Source organism: Vreelandella aquamarina, from assembly GCF_900110265.1.
Lineage (GTDB): Bacteria > Pseudomonadota > Gammaproteobacteria > Pseudomonadales > Halomonadaceae > Vreelandella > Vreelandella aquamarina.
The window spans coordinates 14,900-36,211 of the sequence record NZ_FODB01000017.1 but is presented as its reverse complement, the minus strand read 5'-3'; the positions used below and the strand labels follow the sequence as shown (position 1 = coordinate 36,211).

The 21,312-nt window shown below is 55.1% G+C and carries 17 protein-coding genes; 9 read left to right on the top strand and 8 right to left on the bottom strand.

What is annotated here, in order from left to right:
* Positions 1-52: 52 nt before the first annotated feature.
* The gene (locus tag BMY49_RS06485; protein ID WP_074211235.1) at positions 53-1,138 is read left to right on the top strand and encodes a glycosyltransferase family 9 protein; all 1,086 of its coding nucleotides are present in this window, start codon (positions 53-55) and stop codon (positions 1,136-1,138) included.
* Here the strand turns inward: BMY49_RS06485 and BMY49_RS06480 are convergent.
* Entirely contained in the window at positions 1,076-1,837 is a 762-nt protein-coding gene (locus BMY49_RS06480; protein WP_062372240.1) for a glycosyltransferase family 2 protein, read from the bottom strand. The two genes, BMY49_RS06485 and BMY49_RS06480, sit on opposite strands and share 63 nt — an antisense overlap.
* 75 nt (positions 1,838-1,912) lie before the next feature.
* Positions 1,913-2,833, bottom strand: a complete 921-nt coding sequence (locus tag BMY49_RS06475) for a glycosyltransferase family 2 protein (RefSeq protein ID WP_062361519.1) — start codon at positions 2,831-2,833, stop codon at positions 1,913-1,915.
* A gap of 144 nt (positions 2,834-2,977) precedes the next feature.
* Here BMY49_RS06475 and BMY49_RS06470 point away from each other — a divergent pair, with 144 nt between their 5' ends.
* On the top strand, positions 2,978-4,630 hold the full coding sequence (locus BMY49_RS06470; protein WP_074211236.1) for a sulfatase-like hydrolase/transferase: 1,653 nt from the start codon (positions 2,978-2,980) through the stop codon (positions 4,628-4,630).
* Here BMY49_RS06470 and waaF read toward each other — a convergent pair.
* Both waaF and rfaD read right to left on the bottom strand, forming a co-directional pair.
* Positions 4,620-5,666: a lipopolysaccharide heptosyltransferase II gene (gene waaF, locus BMY49_RS06465; protein WP_062361526.1), complete on the bottom strand. Its 1,047-nt coding sequence runs from the start codon at positions 5,664-5,666 to the stop codon at positions 4,620-4,622. The genes BMY49_RS06470 and waaF overlap by 11 nt on opposite strands.
* Positions 5,659-6,615 (bottom strand): ADP-glyceromanno-heptose 6-epimerase, encoded by a 957-nt coding sequence (gene rfaD, locus BMY49_RS06460; RefSeq protein WP_054641217.1) that lies wholly within the window; start codon positions 6,613-6,615, stop codon positions 5,659-5,661. Before rfaD ends, waaF begins: the two co-directional genes overlap by 8 nt.
* 109 nt (positions 6,616-6,724) lie before the next feature.
* Here rfaD and glyQ point away from each other — a divergent pair, with 109 nt between their 5' ends.
* The 3 genes from glyQ (at position 6,725) to gmhB (ending at position 10,497) form a co-directional block, all read left to right on the top strand.
* Positions 6,725-7,696 (top strand): glycine--tRNA ligase subunit alpha, encoded by a 972-nt coding sequence (gene glyQ / locus BMY49_RS06455; protein ID WP_054641216.1) that lies wholly within the window; start codon positions 6,725-6,727, stop codon positions 7,694-7,696.
* The gene (gene glyS, locus BMY49_RS06450; protein WP_074211237.1) at positions 7,696-9,762 is read left to right on the top strand and encodes a glycine--tRNA ligase subunit beta; all 2,067 of its coding nucleotides are present in this window, start codon (positions 7,696-7,698) and stop codon (positions 9,760-9,762) included. The genes glyQ and glyS overlap by 1 nt, the downstream gene beginning before the upstream one ends.
* A gap of 174 nt (positions 9,763-9,936) precedes the next feature.
* Positions 9,937-10,497 (top strand): D-glycero-beta-D-manno-heptose 1,7-bisphosphate 7-phosphatase, encoded by a 561-nt coding sequence (gmhB, locus tag BMY49_RS06445; protein ID WP_058577310.1) that lies wholly within the window; start codon positions 9,937-9,939, stop codon positions 10,495-10,497.
* A gap of 117 nt (positions 10,498-10,614) precedes the next feature.
* Here gmhB and gyrB read toward each other — a convergent pair whose 3' ends face one another.
* From gyrB to dnaA, 4 genes are all read right to left on the bottom strand, one after another.
* Positions 10,615-13,035 (bottom strand): DNA topoisomerase (ATP-hydrolyzing) subunit B, encoded by a 2,421-nt coding sequence (gene gyrB / locus BMY49_RS06440; RefSeq protein ID WP_062361536.1) that lies wholly within the window; start codon positions 13,033-13,035, stop codon positions 10,615-10,617.
* Positions 13,036-13,074: 39 nt separating this feature from the next.
* The gene (gene recF / locus BMY49_RS06435) at positions 13,075-14,178 is read right to left on the bottom strand and encodes a DNA replication/repair protein RecF (RefSeq protein ID WP_054641215.1); all 1,104 of its coding nucleotides are present in this window, start codon (positions 14,176-14,178) and stop codon (positions 13,075-13,077) included.
* A 107-nt stretch (positions 14,179-14,285) separates the two neighbouring features.
* Positions 14,286-15,389, bottom strand: a complete 1,104-nt coding sequence (dnaN, locus tag BMY49_RS06430) for a DNA polymerase III subunit beta (RefSeq protein WP_044628566.1) — start codon at positions 15,387-15,389, stop codon at positions 14,286-14,288.
* Positions 15,390-15,447: 58 nt separating this feature from the next.
* A complete protein-coding gene (gene dnaA, locus BMY49_RS06425; protein ID WP_058577312.1) occupies positions 15,448-16,917 on the bottom strand; it encodes a chromosomal replication initiator protein DnaA in 1,470 nt (489 codons plus the stop codon).
* 534 nt (positions 16,918-17,451) lie between these two features.
* On the opposite strand from dnaA, the gene rpmH reads away from it, so the two are divergent.
* From rpmH to mnmE, 4 genes are all read left to right on the top strand, one after another.
* The gene (rpmH, locus tag BMY49_RS06420; RefSeq protein WP_009723348.1) at positions 17,452-17,586 is read left to right on the top strand and encodes a 50S ribosomal protein L34; all 135 of its coding nucleotides are present in this window, start codon (positions 17,452-17,454) and stop codon (positions 17,584-17,586) included.
* 13 nt (positions 17,587-17,599) lie between these two features.
* Positions 17,600-18,001 (top strand): ribonuclease P protein component, encoded by a 402-nt coding sequence (gene rnpA / locus BMY49_RS06415; RefSeq protein ID WP_089675226.1) that lies wholly within the window; start codon positions 17,600-17,602, stop codon positions 17,999-18,001.
* Between the two features lie 115 nt (positions 18,002-18,116).
* Positions 18,117-19,799 (top strand): membrane protein insertase YidC, encoded by a 1,683-nt coding sequence (gene yidC / locus BMY49_RS06410; protein WP_044628569.1) that lies wholly within the window; start codon positions 18,117-18,119, stop codon positions 19,797-19,799.
* Between the two features lie 121 nt (positions 19,800-19,920).
* Positions 19,921-21,291, top strand: a complete 1,371-nt coding sequence (gene mnmE / locus BMY49_RS06405) for a tRNA uridine-5-carboxymethylaminomethyl(34) synthesis GTPase MnmE (RefSeq protein WP_089675225.1) — start codon at positions 19,921-19,923, stop codon at positions 21,289-21,291.
* Positions 21,292-21,312: the final 21 nt, after the last annotated feature.

The following is a 21,312-nucleotide window of genomic DNA, read 5'->3' as shown; positions in this document are numbered from 1 at the left end:
CCTCTCTGCCATGACGTTGACACGGTTGACCATTATCACCCAAGGAGCCTTCATGAATCATCCCCAGACTGCGCAACCTCGTATTTTAGTGGTCCGCAATGACAAGATTGGAGATTTCATGCTGGCTTGGCCAGCCCTAGCATGTTTGAAGCAGGCAACACCTGAACCCCACGTCACTGTGCTGGTTCCTGCCTATACAGCTCCCTTGGCCAAGGCGTGCCCATGGGTAGATGAGGTCATTATCGACCCTGGCAGCCAGGCCGATAAAGCAGCGCAGCAGGCGCTATTGTTTCACGTGAAACAATCGAAATTCGATGCACTGCTAACGCTGTTCTCGACACCGCGCATTGGTTGGCTAGGCATGAAAGCAGGCATTCCGCTGCGCGTTGCCCCGGCGACCAAGTGGGCGCAGGTGTTCTATAACGTACGGGTACGCCAGCGCCGCTCGCAATCAGCAAAGCCGGAGTACCAGTACAACGTCGATTTGGCCTGTGAACTGCTGGCTCGCCTTTCGCTAACGCTTTCCACCCTGCCCTCGCCCCCCTTCTGGCCGATGGATTTCGCGCAGCGTTATGAACAGCGACAAACGTTGGTCAACGACGCTTCAGAGCACGTGGTGGTGGTTCATCCTGGCAGCGGCGGCTCGGCTGTGAATTTATCGGTGGCGCAGTACGCCGCGCTGATCACTCAAGTTCACCAGCAGTGCCAGCACCTACCACTACGCTGGCTGATCAGCGCTGGCCCCAGTGAGCAGCCCCAGGCACAAGAGTTGAGGGAGCAGCTTGCCACAAATGGTGTTGTAGCAGACCACTTCCCCGACACCGCAGGTGTCGACGCCTTTGCCCTACAGCTTGGCGGAGCGGATATGCTGATTGCCGGCTCAACCGGGCCGCTGCATATCGCAGGCTGCCTGGACATTGCCACGGCGGGGTTTTATCCGGCCAAGCGCTCAGCCACGCCGCTGCGCTGGCAAACCTGCAACCGGGCGGAAAAGCGCCTGGCGTTTAGCCCGCCTTCAGGCGCTGACACACAGGACATGACCGCCATCGATCTCGACGCGGCAGCCCACCAGATCTCAGCGCTGCTTCTCGGAGGTCTGCGTACGAACCCAGAGATCCGCGTACTTAGCGAAGGTTGAGTGAGCGGACAGCAGGGCTAACAACAGCCCCTGCTTGCCATCTTTAAACCCCGCCTTAAGCACATACATTTTGAGAAAGCAGGCCAGCCCGTGGCTAATGCCCTGCCACAGCGTGGCCGTTTTCCCCTGTGCGGCGCGCTGCTCTGCCCAGGCCTGGGCGTAATGCGCAGATTTTTCAAGATAGTGGCGCAGGTCGCGGTAGGTGTAGTGAAGCAGGTCACCGGATAACGGCTTTTCAGCCAGCCCGGCTTCTACCACCAGCTTTTCATGCACCAGCGCAGCGTTATAGCCCGCCTGGTGTTTCGGGTAGAGGCGCAGCACGCGGTCTGGGTACCAGCCAGAGTGGCGAATAAAGCGGCCAAAGCACCACGACAGGCGGCTCACGCTATAGGCAGCAGGCGGCTGCTGAACAGCATCTTTAATGCTGTCGCGCAGTTCAGGCGTTACGCGCTCATCAGCATCAACCATCAAAATCCACTCACTGCTTGCCAGGGCTTCCGCCCTCTGGCGCTGAATACCAAAGCCTTGCCAATCGGCATTAACGCTCACATGGTCGGTAAATTCACGCGCAATCGCGCAGGTGTCATCCTGGCTACCCGCATCCAGCACCACGATTTCGTCGGCCCAGGTCAGCGTTTCCAGGCACTCACGTAAATGGTGCGCTTCGTTTTTGACAATTAACACAGCGGAAATAGACATAAAAAGTCCCATCAAAAACAAATAAAATTAAGCCGTCTATAAAATCACGCCTCTCTCTCATGCCAGCACTTAAAATCAATCTTTTTTTATTACCTGCTTGTACCTCAAGCTATCCTTTTTAGCAAACCCACCCAACATAGACGCAAAAACCCTTAATCCATTTCTACGTTTAAACACTCTAAAGAACAGCTTGAAAAAGAGAGCTAACTTTAGCAGCCCTCTTCCCAGCCTATTATAATGCTTATCTAGCAAGTGAAAATACGATATGTAGTACTCTTTTTCTAAAGAAGCTTCTTGACTAGAGCTCCCGCCTGAAGCGTGAAAAACCCGTGCAGAAGGAACAAAATAAACCTCACTACCTTGATCCCACACTCTCTTAGAAATATCCTCTTCCTCACAGTAAAGAAAGAAAACTGTATCAAAACCACCAATTTTGCAAAAAACTTTAGCATCAAAAAACATGCAGGCTCCACTAACAACTTCAACTTTTGCAGGGTGCTCAAGCTTCACTTTGTTGCTAGGAAATTTTCTCTTTGAAAAAATCCTCTGTATGCTATTTCCAAACAACTGCTTTGCTATATGCGGAAACTGCTTGTAAGAAGACGAGAACCGATTCTCTTTATCTAGTACACTCCCTGTTACCAACGCTGTTGTTGGATGGGTAATCAAAAATTTTTTAAAAATGCTCGCCGCATCATTAAGAACTTCACAATCATTATTTATAAAAAAATAGTAACGCCCCTTCGCAGCAGACACACCAAGCATATTTCCACCGGCAAAACCAAGATTTATAGGGCTTCTGATTATTTTAATATTTTCACCACTAAAAAAGTCGACATTCAAATTTTCAAAATCCTTCTCCTCTGAGGCATTATCTATAATTATAACTTCATAAGAAACATCCTTCGTATTTAATAAAATACTGCTCACCAAAGATTTTGTATAATTTGATGAATTATAATTAATTGTTATAAAAGAAACTTCAATATTTTCCATAGGAAATACCTAGTAATTAATAAGTGTCTATGTGGGTAGCTGGACGCAAAATATCTTATCATCCATAATCACACCATGAGTTAAAAGATATTTTTTTCGCAAACTGTATTCATACTTAATTTCTTAATGAACCAAGGATACGGCATGCCCCCCTTAAGGTCACTCAAACTTACCCCCTGGCTGCCTCTGGTTGTGATTGGCCTCAGTCTCGGCTATGCCGTTACTGTGCTAACTCGCCTGCCCTGGTGGACACTCTTTTTGACCGCAGCCGTATGGATTGGGGTCGGCCTAAAACTGCGTTGGGGTGCACCGCTCAATGCTCGCTACCGGGCTATGTGGCCGTGGTCGCTTGCGCCACTTAGCCTATTTAGCATCTATGTTTATTTGGCCGACAGCTTCGGAAACGTCGACCTCGGGGCGGTGTTTTTTCATTTACAGGCGGGCATGGCGGAGCATGGCGGGGCAGGTAAAATGCTGCTGGCACTGTCCTACACGCTCACCGTACTGGCGGTGCTGGCATCCGTAACGTGGTTGTCGCGCCACGATCAGCGCTGGCGATTAACCGAGCGCTTCTTTGCCATTGCGCTGCTGGCGGCTAACCCGCTGCTCTATGGCATTGGCCAGCGCAGTGCTGCCATTGTGACTGACGACGGCGCGTGGTTAGACCGCCGCTATGTGCCACCGCCTACCGGCGACCAGCCCGATGCCCCCAACCTACTGCTGATGTATTTAGAGAGCATAGAGCGCACCTACAGCAATGAGCTGTTTGGTGATGCGTATGCGGACTTAACCGCGCTGGGCGAACGCGGGCTGGTGTTTGAGGGCATTCACCAGATGGAGAATACCGGCTGGACAATGGCTGGGATGATCGCCAGCCAGTGCGGCGTGCCGCTCATGCCCGCAGGCCTGCTACACGATAGCCAGTTCGAGCCGCTTTCTAAGGTAGTACCCGGTGTTGACTGCTTGGGAGATGTGCTGGCTGAACAAGGCTATCGGCTTAGCTTTTTGGGCGGTGCCAGCACGCAGTTTGCCGGGAAGGGGCTTTTCTATCGCGGCCACCAGTTCAATACCGTGAAAGGCAAAGAGGAGCTGCTGCCTGAACTCGATGACCCAGAGTATGTGAATAGCTGGGGGCTGTATGACGATACGCTATACGACTTTACTGCTGACGAAATACGCCGCCTGAACGAAGAAGATAACGGCCCCTGGGCGGTGGTGAACTTGAGCATCGCGGGGCACGCGCCTAGTGGGTTCCCCTCACAGACCTGCCAGGACCGCCAGGGCGAATTCGATGGTCAGGATATTCTCTACTCGGTGGAGTGCTCTGCGCGCCAAGCGCGTGATTTTATCGAACAGTTAGAGCAAGAGGGGCTGCTGGAGAATACGCTGGTCGTAGTGTTAAGTGATCATCTCACCATGCGCGTATCGGTATGGGATCAACTCACCGCGCTGGATCGCGACAATACGCTCATCATGCTAGGTGATGGCATTAGGCCACAGCGGGTGCGTCGAAGCGCTACCATGCTGGATGTGTTTCCCACTATTTTGGATGCCATGGGCCTGCCGCTGAACGATAACCGTGCCGGGTTAGGTGCGTCACTGCTGAGCAGTCAGCCCACGCTGGTCGAAATTCATGGGCTTGAGACGCTGAATGAGCGGCTACGGGAGGAGACAGCCCTCCAGCATCGACTCTGGGAAGGGCTCGCCCCACAGCGGCGTGAAAGCGAAGAGAGCATCGCTGAACAGGTCACAGAGACACCCGCCGATCTCGCCGACGAAGTAGAGATTATGCGCTAACGATCACCCCGTTAGCGTTCTGCCGGTCAGCACGCATGGCTTGGTAAACGCGCTCTACGTCTAGCTCATTTAAGCAGTTGGTGTGGCCCAGGGGGCAAGTTCGCTGAAAGCACGGAGAGCAGGAGAGCCCCAGGTAGTGAATTACCGCATTGTTCGTGAGCGGTGGCGTGTAGGCAGGTGAGGAGGAGCCATAAAGCGCATGGATTCTTACGCCCACGGCGGCTGCCACATGCATCAGGCCCGAATCGTTGGTCACAACCTGACGGCAGTCGGCCAGCAAATCCACCGCATCCGCTAGCTGCGTTTTTCCACATAGGTTATGCGCGTGAGGTAAGCCCTGCACAATGGCTTGCCCCGCCGCCTGATCTTTGGCCCCGCCCAGTACGCGCACCTCAAAGCCATCTTTGATCAGCCTTGCTGCCAGTTGGTGGAAGTACTCAAGCGGCCACTGTTTGGCCGGGCCATACTCTGCGCCCGGCATCATGCCTATGGCGGGGCGTGATGACAGTGCGTGGGTAAGACGCAGGTTCACCAAATTATCCCGATCAATGGTGAGCCGTGGTTTGGGGATCGCAAACTGACCGGTTTGCGCCTCCTCCAAAGGCAGCCCTAGTGACACAAAGCGTTTAACGGTTTGGTCCAGCACCTGCTTGTCTAGCTTGCGGCGCTCTTTTAACAGCCCGTAGCGGTGCTCACCTAAAAAACCCACCCGCTCGGGAATGCGCGCCATAAAGGGCACCAGCGCTGCTTTCCAGGAGCGCGGCAGCACGATGGCGCGGTCAAAGCGGCCGCGTAATCTGGCCGCCAGCTCGCGGCGGCTTGCCAGCCCAAACTCACCGTGGCCCACCGCCAATGGCAACACCTCATCTACTTCTGGCATACGCTCAAGAATCGGCTGAGACCAAGCGGGGGCGACCACCCCAAGGGTGGCACCCGGGTAGCGCGCTTTTAAGGTCATAAACAGGCTCTGTGCCATGACCATATCGCCTACCCAGGAGGGGCCTACTACCAGCAGTCGCTTGGCAGAGTTAGCCATTTAGCCACTCCAAGTACGCCTTAACGCCCTGGGCGACGGTTTTGAATTCCACATCACAACCTGCCGCACGCAGTTGGCTAATATCGGCACGCGTGTAGCTTTGGTAGCGCCCTTTCAACTCTTGGGGGAAGGGAATGTAGTCGATTTCGCCCTGGCCATAGAAGTCGATGACCGCTTCGCCAATCGCCTTGAACGGCTCCGCACGGCCAGTGCCCAAATTGAAGATGCCCGAGGCGCTGGGGTTGTCCAGGAACCAGAGATTTACATCGACCACATCGCCTACGTAGACAAAATCGCGGCTCTGCATGCCCGCCTCATAGCCGCCGTAAGCACCGAACAGCTTCAGCGTTTCGCCGTTACGGATCTGCAGGTGGTTGTGGTACGCCACGCTGGCCATCTTGCCTTTATGCTGCTCTCGCGGCCCGTAAACGTTGAAGTAGCGGAAACCTACCACCTGCGTGGTCAGCTCGTTCCAGCGCGAGCGAACGTGCTGATCGAACAGCAGTTTGGAGTAGCCGTAGACGTTGAGCGGCTTTTCATACTCTGGCGCTTCCTTGAACACCTCGCTGCCGCCGTAGGTCGCCGCTGACGACGCGTACAGAAAAGGAATACCCAGTTTTTCACAGTAGTTGAGCAACACTTTGGAGTACTCGAAGTTATTCTCCATCATATAGTGCCCATCCCACTCGGTTGTATCCGAACAGGCCCCTTCATGGAAAATCGCATCGATGGTGGGCAAGTCCACCGTTTCACCACGTAGCGCGGCTTTCACGCGGGCGATGAAATCGTCTTTATCCAAGTAGTCAGCCAGCGTGCAGTCCGCCAAATTGACGAATTTGGTGCCATCGCGCAGGTCGTCGACCACCATCACATCGTCACGGCCGCGAGCATTTAGCGCTTTGACAATATTGGCGCCGATAAACCCGGCACCGCCTGTTACCACGATCATCTCGTTCTCCTTACCAAAAGCGGCTCTTTGGCTAACGTGCCTATAACCCATCTGCCTGTGATTGTATACTTGACGGCTTATGAATTCATGGCCAACGGTGCTTTCCGCGATGAGTGTTTCGACAAACCAATCGACACCCGATGTGTCGACCTTTCAAGGCTTGATCCTTGCTCTGCAACAGTACTGGGCAGAACAGGGCTGCGTCATCCTCCAGCCCCTCGATATGGAAGTCGGCGCGGGCACCTTCCACCCCGCCACCTTCCTGCGGGCGATTGGCCCAGAAACTTGGAACGCTGCCTACGTTCAGCCTTCCCGCCGTCCAACCGACGGCCGCTACGGCGAAAACCCCAACCGCCTGCAGCACTACTACCAGTTTCAGGTGGTGATGAAGCCCTCCCCCAGCAACCTACAGGATCTTTACCTAGGCTCGTTGAAGCGTTTGGGGCTCGACCCGCTGATCCACGACGTGCGCTTCGTGGAAGACAACTGGGAGTCCCCCACGTTAGGTGCCTGGGGCCTTGGTTGGGAAGTATGGCTCAACGGCATGGAAGTGACTCAGTTCACCTACTTCCAGCAGGCGGGCGGCATCGAGTGCTACCCCGTCACCGGCGAGCTGACCTATGGGCTTGAGCGTATCGCCATGTACCTGCAGAACGTCGATAGCGTTTACGACCTGGTATGGGCCATCGCGCCGGACGGCAGCAAAGTGAGTTATGGCGATGTCTACCTGCAAAACGAGCGCGAGCAGTCTGCGTATAACTTTGAGCACGCAGATGTGGATCAGCTCTTCGCGGCGTTTGATCACCAGGAAAAAGAGTGCAGCAAACTCTTGGCCGCAAGCCTGCCGCTGCCCGCTTACGAGCAGGTGCTGAAAGCGTCCCATACGTTTAACCTGCTGGACGCACGCCACGCGATCTCCGTCACGGAACGTCAGCGCTTCATCCTGCGCGTACGCACCATGGCGCGTGACGTCGCTACCGCCTACTTCGAGTCTCGTAAAGCAGCAGGCTTCCCCATGGCACCGGAAGCATTACGCCGTGAACTGTTACAAGAAGAGCTCGCCGAGCAGGGAGACGCATAATGGCCGTTGATACGCTTTTATTAGAACTGGGCGCAGAAGAACTTCCGCCAACCGCGCTGGACGCGCTCTCAGACGCGTTTGCTGCCGGCATTGAAAAAGGCCTACAGGAAGCCGAAATTCCCTTCCAAGCGGTGACCGCCTACGCCACGCCGCGCCGCTTAGCCGTACAAGTCACCGGGCTTGCCGACAAGCAGCCAGACCGTGAAGTAGAGCGCCGAGGCCCTGCCCTGGCCGCCGCGTTTAAAGACGGTGCCCCCACCAAAGCGGCAGAAGGTTTTGCCCGCTCCTGCGGTGTCAGCGTGGATGATCTGATCCACCTGGAAACCGATAAGGGCACCTGGCTTGGCTACCGCGAACAGCAGCAGGGCGACAGCGTTCAAGCGCTACTGCCTGAGATGGTGCGTAAAACACTACAGTCGCTGCCGGTGCCCAAGAACATGCGCTGGGGTGCGTCCCGCGTTGAGTTCTCCCGCCCGGTTCACTGGCTGGTGGCGCTGTATGGCAACGAGGTGATTACCGCCGAAGCCCTTGGCCTTCAAGCCAGCCGTACCACCTACGGCCATCGCTTCCACGCGCCGGATGCAATTCAACTTGAGCATGCCGACGACTACCTTGCGGCACTGGAAAATGCCTACGTATTGGCAGACCGCCAGCGTCGCCGGGAGCGTATTCGTGAGCAGGTGCTCGCCGAGGCCGAAGTCCAGGAAGCCAACGCCGTCATCGACGAGGACCTGCTGGTAGAGGTCAGCGGTTTGGTGGAGTGGCCCGTCGCACTGACCGGCAGCTTCGACGAGCGCTTTTTGGAAGTGCCCGCGGAGTGTCTGATCTCCTCCATGAAGGCCAACCAGAAGTACTTCCACCTGCTGGATGATCGGGGCAAGCTGAAACCGTTGTTCATCACTATCTCGAACATCGAGAGCCAAGACCCTGATCAGGTGATCTCCGGCAATGAAAAGGTCATTCGCCCACGCTTGGCGGATGCGGCCTTCTTCTACGACACCGACCGCAAGCACACGCTAGCCTCGCGCATTCCGCAATTAGAAAGCGTGGTCTTCCAGCAGCAGCTGGGCACGCTGGCGGATAAAGCCCGCCGCAGCACGGCCATCGCCACTTTCATCGCTGAGCGCATCCAGGGTGACGTGGCTCATGCGCAACGCACCGTGGCCCTGGCCAAATGTGATCTCGTTACCGAAATGGTACTCGAATTCCCCGAGCTGCAGGGCATTATGGGCCGCTACTACGCCGAGCAGGATGGCGAACCGGCGGAAGTCGCCCAGGCGTTAGAAGAGCAATACCTGCCCCGCTTTGCCAGCGACGCGATTCCGCAAAGTTTGACCGGCCAAGCGCTGGCACTAGCTGATCGTTTAGATACCCTGGTGGGCATCTTCGGTATCGGCCAGCGCCCCACGGGCGCAAAAGACCCCTTCGCCCTGCGCCGCGCCTCCATTGGCGTGCTGAACATTCTGGTGAAAGGCGAGCTGAATCTCGACTTGCGTGAACTGCTGCAAGTGGCGGCTGATCAGCACCAGAATCTGCCAAAAGCCGACGGCCTAGTAGAAGACGTACTGACGTATATGCTCGACCGCTTCCGCGCCTGGGGCCAGGAGGAGGGTATCTCTGCTGAGATGTACCTCGCCGTCCGCGCTCGTCCGGTCACCAAACCGCTGGATTTTGCGCGTCGCTTACGTGCCGTCAAAGCCTTTGCTCAACGTGAAGAAGCCGCAGCCCTGGCCGCTGCCAACAAGCGTGTTTCCAACATCCTGAGCAAGCAGGAGCATGATGGCAGCACTCAGGTAGAGGCCTCGCTTCTTCAAGAAGCGGCGGAAAAAGCGCTGTTTGAAGCGGTCACGGCTAGCCAGCAACAGGTGGCTCCGCTGTTCGCAGCAGGTGATTATCAGCAAGCGCTAGACGCGCTCGCCACGCTGCGTGAGCCGGTCGATGCCTTCTTTGATCAAGTGATGGTCATGGCGGATGACGATGCCATTCGCCGTAACCGCCTTGCCCTGCTTGCCAGCCTGCAGGCGCTGTTCCTGGAAGTGGCCGACATCTCTCAGCTACCCCAGTGATACGATGAGTGTTTAGAGCGTCGACTGCTCTGAAGGCGTAACCGATAGCCCGGCTTTTGATAAGTCGGGCTTTTTATTGAGCACATGAATGTTTCACGTGAAACACTCGCTCATTCGCACTTCAGGGCTTACGCTAATGTTGACGTTTTTGCCCACCGCATTAAGAGGAGCCCCATGATTACTGCTCAGCAGCTTGTGATACTGGATCGCGATGGCGTGATTAATCACGACTCGGATGCTTATATCAAATCCCTTGCCGAATGGATCCCCTACCCTTCTGCCATTAGCGCGATTGCCCGCCTTACCCAGGCAGGCTTTACCGTGGCGGTGGCTACTAATCAATCCGGCATCGCCCGTGGCTTCTACGATGAAGCTACGCTGAACACTATGAATGAGCGCTTACATGGGCTGGTGGAAGCGGAAGGCGGCCAAATTGCCCATATCGCTTACTGCCCTCACGGCCCCGATGATCAGTGCGGCTGCCGTAAACCGCTTCCTGGGTTATTTACCGAGATACAGGACAAACTAACGCTTTCCAGTCTGAAAGGCAGTTGGATGGTGGGCGATAGCCTACGCGATCTGCAAGCGGGTGAATCGGTGGGATGCCGTAGCGTTCTCGTGAAAACGGGTAAAGGGGAAAAGACCCTCGCAAAAGGGGACGGGCTAGAGCATGCCTTGGTCTACGCTGATTTAGCTGCCTTTGTTGACGATTTAATTGCAGGTGTCTTGGACTAACCTTTCCACAATTTTCATACTAGCCTTGAACACCACCACCCATAAAAAAACCGCAGGCGCTTCGCCTACGGTTTTTTGCTTTTCAATGTTTCACGTGAAACACATTGAAGAGGCTTTTTAGATATCGAGGTTAGCAACGAGCGCGTTGGTCTCGATAAAGTCGCGACGCGGCTCAACTTCATCACCCATCAAGGTGTTGAACATCATATCCGCCGCTACCGCATCTTCAATAGTAACCCGCAGCATACGACGGCTATCCGGATCCATGGTGGTTTCCCACAGCTGGTCTGGATTCATCTCACCTAGCCCTTTATAGCGCTGCACAGAGAGGCCACGCTGGCCTTCCTGCATTAGCCAAGTCAGCACTTCAGAGAAGTGTGCAACGGGCTTCTGGCGCTCACCACGGGCGATGTAGGCACCTTCATCCAACAAGCCGTTGAGGGTTTCCCCTAAGCCTGCCATGGCGCGGTAATCAGCACTTTCAAAGAAGTCCAGGCCCCACACGTATTCTGTGGTGACGCCGTGGGCAATCAGCGATACCGCCGGTAAATGCAGGCCACGCTCTGTGTCTTCTTGCAAGTAGAACTGATAGCGCGGGCCGCCTTCATAGGCCACCATGTCATCCATGGCTTTCTGCAGCTCGGCAATCCAGTTTTCCATGGTGACGCGGTCTTTCAAGCTAGGCTCACCCTGTAGCGCGGTAGCATGTACTACCTGCTTCAATACTTCGATGGGGTAAACCCGCGCCAAACGGTCAATTCGCTTCATCACGTTGCGATACTGATTCACCAGCGCTTCTAGCTGTGAGCCAGCAATGCCCGGCGCATCCGCATTAACGTGCAGCCCTGCTCCATCCAGTGCGGTGGTGGTCAGGTAATCAATCATGGCCTGCTCATCTTTCAGATAGAGCTCTTGCTTACCACGTTTGATTTTATAAAGCGGCGGCTGGGCAATAAAGATATGCCCACGCTCAATCAGCTCGGGCATTTGACGGAAGAAGAACGTCAGTAGCAGCGTACGAATATGCGAACCGTCTACGTCGGCGTCAGTCATGATAATGACCGAGTGGTAGCGCAGCTTATCGGGATTAAACTCTTCCCGACCAATGCCGCAGCCCAGCGCCGTGATTAGCGTGCCCACTTCAGCGGAGGAAAGCATTTTATCGAAGCGCGCTTTTTCGACGTTCAGGATTTTACCTTTCAACGGCAGAATGGCCTGGGTACGACGATCACGCCCCTGCTTGGCACTCCCCCCCGCCGAGTCACCCTCCACCAGGTAAAGCTCCGACTGGCTTGGGTCTTTCTCCTGGCAATCGGCTAGTTTGCCCGGCAAACCCGCGATATCCAGAGCGCCTTTGCGGCGGGTCATGTCTCTAGCTTTTCGCGCCGCCTCACGGGCACGGGCCGCGTCCAGCATCTTGTTGACGATGGCTTTGGCTTCGTTGGGTTTTTCGATCAGGTAGTCGGCAAACAAGCGACCCATCTCCTGCTCCACCGCCGTCTTCACCTCGGACGAGACGAGCTTGTCCTTGGTTTGCGATGAAAACTTCGGATCGGGCACTTTGACGGAGATGATCGCCGTCAGGCCTTCACGGGCGTCGTCGCCCGACGTGTTCACTTTGGCTTTTTTCAGCAGACCTTCCGCTTCGATATAGTGGTTTAGCGTACGCGTTAGCGCAGCGCGGAACCCTGCCAAGTGGGTACCGCCATCCCGCTGAGGAATGTTGTTGGTGTAACAGAAGATGTTCTCTGTGAAGGCATCGCTCCACTGCATTGCCACTTCGACTTCCACACCATCATCACGCCCAGCGTTGAAGTGAAATACCGGGTTCAGAACGGTTTTGTTTTTGTTCAAGTGGTCAACGAAGGCTTTCAAACCACCTTCGTAATGGAACAGCTCCTCTTTGCCGCTACGCTCATCCATCAGGCGAATGGCTACACCCGAGTTGAGGAAGGAGAGCTCACGCAGGCGTTTCGCCAGAATATCGTAGTGGAATTCGATGTTGGCAAACGTCGCCGGAGACGGGCGAAAATGCACGCGGGTACCGCTTTTTTCCGTTTTTCCTACGACGCTTAGCGGCGCTTGCGGCACGCCGTGATGATAAATTTGCTCAAACACCTCCCCTTGGCGCCAAATCGTCAGGCGCAGCTCTTCTGAGAGCGCGTTCACCACCGACACACCCACGCCGTGCAAGCCGCCCGATACTTTATAAGAGTTATCGTCGAACTTACCGCCCGCGTGGAGCACCGTCATGATGACTTCCGCCGCAGAGACGCCCTCGCCCTCGTGTAGCTCGGTCGGAATACCCCGGCCATTATCGCTCACGGTTACCGATTCATCCGCGTGGATGACCACTCGAATTTCGCTACAGTGGCCTGCCAAGGCTTCATCGATGGAGTTATCCACCAACTCGAAAACCATGTGGTGCAGCCCGGTGCCGTCGTCGGTATCACCGATGTACATGCCTGGACGCTTACGTACTGCGTCTAGCCCTTTGAGCACCTTGATGCTTGATGAATCGTAAGCCTGCTCGCTCATTGACCACTCCGTCGTGAAGTCTGTCTCGTTCCGTGTCGTCTACCCATCTGGCTGGCACTGGCTAAACCCTTGCTCGGAGTGTTTCACGTGAAACATCTCAACGGCAGTAGTGGGCTGCCAGACATCGCTTAGCGCGGTGGGCTCGACGCTGGTAATAAATGCTTGGCACTGCATCTCTTCAAGCAAAGCGCAGAACTGGCGGCGGTGATGCTCGTCCAGCTCTGCCGGTAAATCATCTATCAAATAAATGCAGTGCCGCTGTGCGGTACTTTCCAGAAGCCTTCCTTGAGCGAGCTTTAATGCACTCACTACCAGCTTCTGCTGGCCTCTGGAAAGCACCTCAATTGCGGGCTGCTTGTTCAACCGAATACGCAAATCGGCGCGCTGTGGGCCCTGCTGCGTAAACCCCATCTGCTGGTCGGTTTCTCGGCTATCGTGCAGTACATCTGCCAGCGAGCGTTGTTTATCCCAGCCTCTGGCATAGCGGAGTGTTAACCCGGGCAGCGGCAGCAATTTTTTCAGTGTTTCATCAAATACGGGCAAGAACTCACTAAACCATGCTTGGCGTAGCCTATCCATCTGCTCTCCCCAATGGGCGAGCTCCTGCTCCCACACCGCTATTTCACTGGCCGCTATTCTACCACGCCTAAGGAGTGCATTCCGATGTTTCACCGCCCGGCGAGTCCGCTGCCACGCGTCTAGGAAGTGATGTTTCACGTGAAACACTCCCCAGTCTAAGAACTCACGGCGACCAGCGGGTGACCCTTCCAGCAAACGAAAAGCATCAGGATTAATAAGCTGGAGCGGCATAGCTTCTACCAGCTCAGCCAATCGGACACCCTTTTCGCCACGCAAACGCAGCTCCAGCTCACGCTGAGCCCGCATTCGCCTTACCCCCAGCGTCACCTCAGGATCTCCTGCCAAGCGGCCGTACAGCGTCATATACGGCGCCTCTGACTGAATGGCATTCTTCAGCTGACGAGTACGAAAAGAGCGTCCCATGCCTAGAATATGAATACCTTCCAGAAGACTGGTCTTACCGCTACCGTTCACGCCATAGATAACATTGATACGTGGTGACGGATGAATCGTAACCGGAGCCAAGTTACGCAGTCCGTGAAAAGTGAGTTGTGTCACGCTCATCCGCTAATGCCACCTAGTAAGACCATGAAACGCGCTATCCGTTGCCAAATGCGAAAACGGCGCTTCTGACAATGTAGAAGCGCCGTTTTCATTCAGTCCCAATGCGGTTATAAGCGCATCGGCATAACAACATACAGCGCATCACCACCGCCAGGCTCTTCCAGCAGGGCACTGCTGTTCGGGTCGGCTAGGGTAATTTGTACGCGCTCTTCATCAAGCACAGAGAGCACATCCACCAGATAGCCAACGTTAAAGCCCACTTCCATGGCGCTACCGCTGTACTCCACGGCAATGTTCTCTTCCGCTTCTTCCTGCTCAGGGTTGTTGGCCATTACTTTGAGGTTATTTTCCTCAAGATACAGCCGAACACCACGGTACTTTTCGTTGGAGAGAATGGCGGTACGTGACAGCACTTGACGAAGCTCGGCACGCTCGGCAATCAGCACCTTATCGCCATTGCGCGGCACTACGCGCTCATAATCGGGGAATTTGCCGTCAATAAGCTTAGAGGTAAACGTGAAGTCACCTGTATGCGCACGAACATGCGTTGATCCCAAGGTAAGGCTGACAGGTTCATCGCTGTCATCCAACAGGCGAGAGAGCTCTAGGATACCTTTACGGGGCACAATCAGCTTTTGAGACTGGCTTACTGCCACGTCAATGGGACGCGAGCACATCGCCAAACGGTGTCCATCGGTCGCGACCGTACGCAGCAAATTGCTCTGAATTTCCAGCAGCATACCGTTTAGGTAATAACGCACATCCTGCTGCGCCATGGCAAAGGAGGTGGACTCAATCAAATGCTTAAGCGTGCCACGGGGAACGCTGAGTTCCTGACTGCCATCGGCATCTTCAATATTAGGAAATTCTGCTACAGGAAGTGTAGAAAGTGTAAAGCGCGAACGACCACTACGTAATATCGCGCGCCCCTCTTCGACCGCTAACTGAATGTCGGACTGATCGGGCAGCGATTTACAAATATCCATCAGCTTTCTAGCCGGCACCGTAGCAGCGCCCGCTTGGTCAACTTGGCTGGCGACCGTGCGGCCTACTAGCTCAACTTCTAGATCCGTACCGGTCAGAGCGACCTGATCGCCTTCAACTTGAATCAGTACGTTAGAGAGCACAGGCAGCGTTTGGCGCCGTTCTACTACGCCCGCCACCAGAGTCAGCGGGCGAAGCAGCGCCTCTCGGGAAATGGTAAATTTCATCGAAACTCCGGTTTTCTATCCTGAAAGGCCTGCCCATGGCAGGCGTAAACAAAAAAGGTTAACTGGTTAGCAGACGAAGAAGGTTTTTGTAATCCTCACGGATATCCGCATTCTCTTCCTGCAGTGCTTTTACTTTTCGGCAGGCGTGCAGCACGGTGGTGTGGTCGCGGCCCCCAAATGCATCGCCAATTTCTGGAAGGCTATGGTTGGTTAGTTCTTTCGCCAGCGCCATAGCGACCTGTCGCGGGCGCGCTACCGAACGGGAGCGCCGCTTAGAGAGCAGATCCGCCACCTTGATTTTGTAATATTCAGCCACCGTGCGCTGAATATTATCCACCCCCACCTGCTTATCCTGCAGCGCCAGTAGGTCTTTCAGCGACTCGCGGATAAAGTCTTGAGTAATGGTTTTACCCATAAAGTGGGAGTCGGCAATGACCTTTTTCAACGCGCCTTCAAGCTCACGCACGTTAGAGCGAATCTTCTGAGCGATAAAGAAAGCAGCATCGTGGGGTAGATCCACTTTGGCTTGATCGGCTTTCTTCATCAGAATCGCCACTCGGGTCTCAAGCTCCGGCGGCTCAATGGCGACGGTCAGCCCCCACCCAAAGCGCGACTTCAGCCGCTCTTCAACGCCACTGATCTCTTTGGGGTAGCGGTCAGAGGTAAGGATCATCTGCTGACCACCCTCTAACAGCGCGTTGAACGTGTGGAAAAACTCTTCCTGAGAACGCTCTTTACCGGCAAAAAATTGAATATCGTCAATCAGCAGGGCATCGACGCTGCGATAGAAACGCTTAAAGTCGTTAATCGCATTAAGCTGCAGCGCCTTCACCATATCAGCAACAAAACGCTCGGAGTGCAGGTAGACCACGCGGGCATTTTCACGTCGGCCCGCCAGCGCATTACCCACTGCATGCATTAGGTGCGTTTTACCTAAGCCAACACCACCGTATAAAAACAGCGGGTTATAAGCGCCACCAGGATTTTCGGAGACCTGACGAGAAGCCGCACGCGCCAGCTGGTTAGACTTACCTTCCACAAAGGTGTCGAAGGTAAAATTAGGGTTTAGGCCACTACTGTGCTTCAAGCTGCCTTCTACCTGCACCTGGCGCTCGTTACCACGACGGCTAGGGCCACTCTCTTCACGTAGCTGGTCGATTTCACGCTCATCGCCAATATCGCCCCGGGGGGGCGTATGGACCGCAGGTGAAGCCGGTTGAGCGGGAGCTGCCGAGACCGGATTGCCAAGCTCTCTAGGCTGTGGCGCAGGGGCTGCAGCTCGTCGGCTGCCCACGGTCAGGCTCACTTTGGGAGGCTTAGAAGGGGCAAGCTCGCGCATTAGCTCACTAATACGCTTGGCGTACTTATCACTCACCCAGTCGCGCACAAAACGATTCGGCGCCAACAAGCGTAGCTCATTGGACTCTCCTTCTTCTGCCTGCAGCGGACGTATCCAGGTATTGAACTGCTGTGAATTCAGTTCGTCCTGCAGGTAGTCCAGGCACTGTTGCCAAAGCGCGAGTGACACTCATCTCACCATCGGTTGAAAACGGCCGACCATTGTAGCGCCCAACGAAGTGGTTATCCACACGCACTAACGGCTCTTTTTCACCTGTGGACAACTTTAGGTAAGGGTTCAGGAAAACCCAGTGATGCCATGGGTACAACTCTATTTTGGGCTGTTTTGTCTTCGGTTGACCACATCAAACTCACAGTTTATTCGCTCGTTATTCGATGCTTATACACAGATTTTTTATTATTTTAAGCTGTTGATAAAATTGTGCTAAAACCACTTATCCACAAATAGTATCCCCACTATTAATAACAGTAGGTTTTAAATAACTTCATTAGTAATAGTAGTGTGCCCCAAGTTGAATCGACTCCACAGCGGAGACGCGCCGCCATTGCCTTTTTCGAGCTTTTTATGCAAGGAAAAATTGCACCCGGCGCGGGAAGTCTCTACAATTTCCGGTCTTGAATTGAAACTCCCCGGCTAGTTCCTCACTGGACCGGGTCTTTTGGAATTCACTTTCCGTCCTAAACCACGTGGGAATAACGAGTTATGAAACGCACTTTTCAACCCAGCGTTCTCAAGCGCAAGCGCGCGCATGGCTTCCGTGCTCGTATGGCAACCAAAAACGGCCGTGCCGTTATCGCACGCCGCCGCGCCAAAGGCCGCAAGCGTCTGAGCGCCTGATCTCGGATTGCGTGTGTCGCAACAAGGCTTTCCCCGGTGCTTACGTTTGCTAAATGCCGGGGATTTTAGTCACGTGTTTGAACAGGCAGACCTGAAAGTTCATGGCAAAGGTATGATGGCGCTCGCGCGCATGAGTACCCGGGGACATCCCCGCATTGGACTGGTGGTCAGCAAAAAAAATGTGAAGCTCGCTGTTGATCGTAACCGCTTCAAGCGACTCGTTCGGGAATCCGTTCGTCTGCGTCAAGATCACTTACCCTCTGTGGATATTGTGATATTGGCAAAGCGCGGCGCTCAGGATATCGATAACGCAACGCTCACTCGCCAGCTACACGGCATGTGGAAACGGCTTCAGCGCGACGCACAGGCGGTGTCTGCATCTCCCCCGCCTAATGGCGTAACACGTGACGCTTGACGACGCACCTCGCCGCTCGACCTTGGCCTGCCGCTTGGCAGGCTTTCGTGTGTCATGGGTCGAGTAAATGACACTGCGCCATTAGCATGTTCACCACCCATCGGGCAGAACCCTCATGGACGTAAAACGACTTTTATTACTGATTCCACTGGCCGTACTAGCCTACCTTCTAGTTATACAGTGGAATCAGGATTACGGGCAGACCACCTACGATTCGACGCCAGAGATTACCCAAAGCAGCAATGGGGCTCCTGCGAACGAAAGCGGTAGCGACGATCTCTCCGTCCCCAGTACTTCTGCGCCTAACAACGCTATTAGCGAAGGCGTTGGCGATGAGCAAAGCGACACCGCCAGCCGTGACTTCATTGCGGTCACCACGGATGTTCTAGACGTACGCATCGACCCCTTCGGTGGCGATATCGTCTACGCAGCCTTGCCGCAGCACAAACTAACGCTGGATTCCGACCGTAATTACGTGCTGTTGTCAGATAATGCCACGCGCAGCTATGTTGCTCGCTCCGGCCTTCAACTGGATGGTCAGGCAAGCCGCATTGCTTTTACTCCCGAGCGTAACGAGTACCGCTTGGGCGATGACGAAGAGCAGATCAGCGTCGATTTGACAGCTAACGTGAATGGTGTCGACGTCATCAAACGTTTGACATTCGAGCGCGGTAGCTATGCGGTCAATGTGAGTTACTACCTGGCCAACAATACCGAAGCACCGGTTTCCGCACGATTCATTGGCCAGCTAGCCCGTGACAATAGCCCTGACCCCTCTAGCGGGGTGGCCATGGGGATGAATTCTTACCTAGGGGCTGCTTATTCCACGCCTGAAGCGCGCTACGAGAAGATCGATTTCGATACGATCCAAAAACGTAACTTCGAGAATCGCGAGGCCCAAGGCGGATGGATAGCGATCATCCAGCACTACTTTGTGTCCGCCTGGGCACCGCCTCAAAACCAGCAGAATCTCTACTACGTAACGACCGATTCTCGAGATCGTAACGTAGTGGCCTTCGCTGGCCCCACCAGCAGCGTGGCTCCCGAGGGTGAAGCCACGCTGAGCGCAACGCTTTACATGGGCCCGAAGGTGCAAGACTACCTCGAGCAAGTCGCACCGAACCTCAAGCTCACCGTGGATTACGGTTGGTTGTGGTTCATTGCCAACCCGCTGTTCTGGCTGCTGGATAAGATCCACGACATCGTGGGCAACTGGGGCTGGTCCATCGTACTACTCACCGTATTGGTGAAGTTGGTGCTGTTCCCGCTCTCTGCGAAGGCCTACAAGTCGATGGCGCGTATGCGCAAACTGGGCCCAGAGATGCAGCGTCTTAAAGAGATGTATGGCGATGACCGCCAGAAAATGTCTCAAGAGATGATGAAGTTCTACCAGAAAGAGAAGATCAATCCGCTGGGTGGCTGTTTGCCGATTCTGGTACAGATGCCGGTATTCATTGCCCTTTACTGGATGCTGCTGGAATCCGTTGAGCTGCGCCACGCGCCGTTCATATTCTGGATCCAGGATCTCTCGGTGAAAGACCCCTACTTCATCTTGCCGATTCTGATGGGTATCTCGATGTTTGTTCAGCAGATGCTGAACCCGACACCGCCAGACCCCATGCAGGCGAAGATCATGAAGATGCTGCCGATTATCTTCACCTTCTTCTTCCTGTGGTTCCCGGCAGGCTTGGTCATCTACTGGGTGGTCAACAACATCATCTCGGTGGCGCAGCAGTACTTCATTACGCGCAGCATCGAGAAGGATCCAAGCGTCGGCAAAGGGATGCGAACCAAGTAATCGCCCCCTCTGCTACTCCCAGACCCCCGCCTTTGCGGGGGTCTGGCGTTTTAGGGCGAAGGTGCTCATCATGAGTGCCATCGCGAAACACTCTCTCCCTCTTTCGTCTTTAGGAAGCGTCATGGCCGACCGACTCTATACCCAAGACACCATTACCGCCTTGGCAACCCCCCCTGGCCGTGGCGGCGTGGGCATCATTCGCGTGTCAGGCCCCGCCTGCCGTACGATAGCCGCTGAGATACTGGGTGACTGCCCTGCTCCTCGTCACGCCCACTATGGCCCGTTTCATGGCGCTGAGGGCACTATTGACGAGGGCATCGCGCTGCTGTTCAACGGCCCTCACTCCTTCACCGGTGAAGACGTGCTGGAGCTGCAGGGCCACGGCGGCCCCATCATTATGGATATGCTGCTTGAGCGCTGCCTGCAGCTAGGCGCTCGCCTGGCACGGCCAGGGGAGTTCTCCGAACGGGCGTTTCTAAACGACAAGCTGGATTTAGCCCAAGCGGAAGCGATTGCCGACCTGATTGATGCTACCTCCCGCTCCGCCGCTGAAAACGCCGTGCGCTCGCTTCAGGGCGAGTTCTCACAGCGGGTCTCCGCCCTGGTCGAACGGCTGATCGAACTGCGCGTTTACGTGGAAGCCGCCATCGATTTCCCAGAGGAGGAGATCGACTTTCTCGCCGATGGCCATGTCGCCACGCACTTAGAGAGTGTTCAGCAGGCGCTGGTTGCTGTTCGTAAGGCCGCAGGGCAAGGCGCTCTGCTACGCGAGGGCATGAGCGTGGTGATTGCAGGACGCCCCAATGCAGGTAAATCGAGCCTACTGAACGCGCTGACCGAGCAGGATACGGCTATTGTGACGGACATCGCGGGCACCACTCGTGACGTACTCCGGGAGTACATTCACCTAGACGGCATGCCGCTGCATATTATTGATACCGCCGGGCTGCGTGATACGCCCGATGCAGTAGAGAAAATCGGTGTTGCCCGGGCATGGGAAGAGATCGAAAAGGCCGACCGCGTACTGCTTATGGTGGATGCATCCACCACAGCGGCTACCGACCCAATGAGCATCTGGCCTGAGTTCGTGGAGCGCCTCCCCGATCAAAGGAGGCTTACCCTGGTGCGTAATAAAATCGATGCCAGTGCTGAAGCGCCGGGCATTGAATTATCCACAGCCACTCCGATTATTCGGCTATCTGCGAAAACCGGAGAGGGTGTGGATAGTTTGAAAACGCATCTGAAAGAGGTGATGGGCTTCTCTGCAACCACAGAGGGCCGATTCTCCGCCCGCCGCCGCCATCTGGATGCCCTTGACCGCGCCATGGCTGCACTCGATACCGGGCGAGCACAGCTAGATGGCTACGGGGCAGGCGAGCTGCTTGCCGAAGACCTAAGGGATGCTCAGCAGGCGCTAGGAGAGATCACCGGTGAATTTAGCGCCGATGATCTGCTCGGCGAAATTTTTGGCAGCTTCTGCATCGGGAAGTGAAACGGCCAAAAAGATCGAAAA

Coding starts and splice junctions, on each gene's coding strand:
- BMY49_RS06485 (WP_074211235.1), top strand. CDS start 53: ATGAATCATCCCCAGACTGCGCAACCTCGTATTTTAGTGGTCCGCAAT.
- BMY49_RS06480 (WP_062372240.1), bottom strand. CDS start 1,837: ATGTCTATTTCCGCTGTGTTAATTGTCAAAAACGAAGCGCACCATTTA.
- BMY49_RS06475 (WP_062361519.1), bottom strand. CDS start 2,833: ATGGAAAATATTGAAGTTTCTTTTATAACAATTAATTATAATTCATCA.
- BMY49_RS06470 (WP_074211236.1), top strand. CDS start 2,978: ATGCCCCCCTTAAGGTCACTCAAACTTACCCCCTGGCTGCCTCTGGTT.
- waaF (WP_062361526.1), bottom strand. CDS start 5,666: ATGGCTAACTCTGCCAAGCGACTGCTGGTAGTAGGCCCCTCCTGGGTA.
- rfaD (WP_054641217.1), bottom strand. CDS start 6,615: ATGATCGTGGTAACAGGCGGTGCCGGGTTTATCGGCGCCAATATTGTC.
- glyQ (WP_054641216.1), top strand. CDS start 6,725: ATGAGTGTTTCGACAAACCAATCGACACCCGATGTGTCGACCTTTCAA.
- glyS (WP_074211237.1), top strand. CDS start 7,696: ATGGCCGTTGATACGCTTTTATTAGAACTGGGCGCAGAAGAACTTCCG.
- gmhB (WP_058577310.1), top strand. CDS start 9,937: ATGATTACTGCTCAGCAGCTTGTGATACTGGATCGCGATGGCGTGATT.
- gyrB (WP_062361536.1), bottom strand. CDS start 13,035: ATGAGCGAGCAGGCTTACGATTCATCAAGCATCAAGGTGCTCAAAGGG.
- recF (WP_054641215.1), bottom strand. CDS start 14,178: ATGAGCGTGACACAACTCACTTTTCACGGACTGCGTAACTTGGCTCCG.
- dnaN (WP_044628566.1), bottom strand. CDS start 15,389: ATGAAATTTACCATTTCCCGAGAGGCGCTGCTTCGCCCGCTGACTCTG.
- rpmH (WP_009723348.1), top strand. CDS start 17,452: ATGAAACGCACTTTTCAACCCAGCGTTCTCAAGCGCAAGCGCGCGCAT.
- yidC (WP_044628569.1), top strand. CDS start 18,117: ATGGACGTAAAACGACTTTTATTACTGATTCCACTGGCCGTACTAGCC.
- mnmE (WP_089675225.1), top strand. CDS start 19,921: ATGGCCGACCGACTCTATACCCAAGACACCATTACCGCCTTGGCAACC.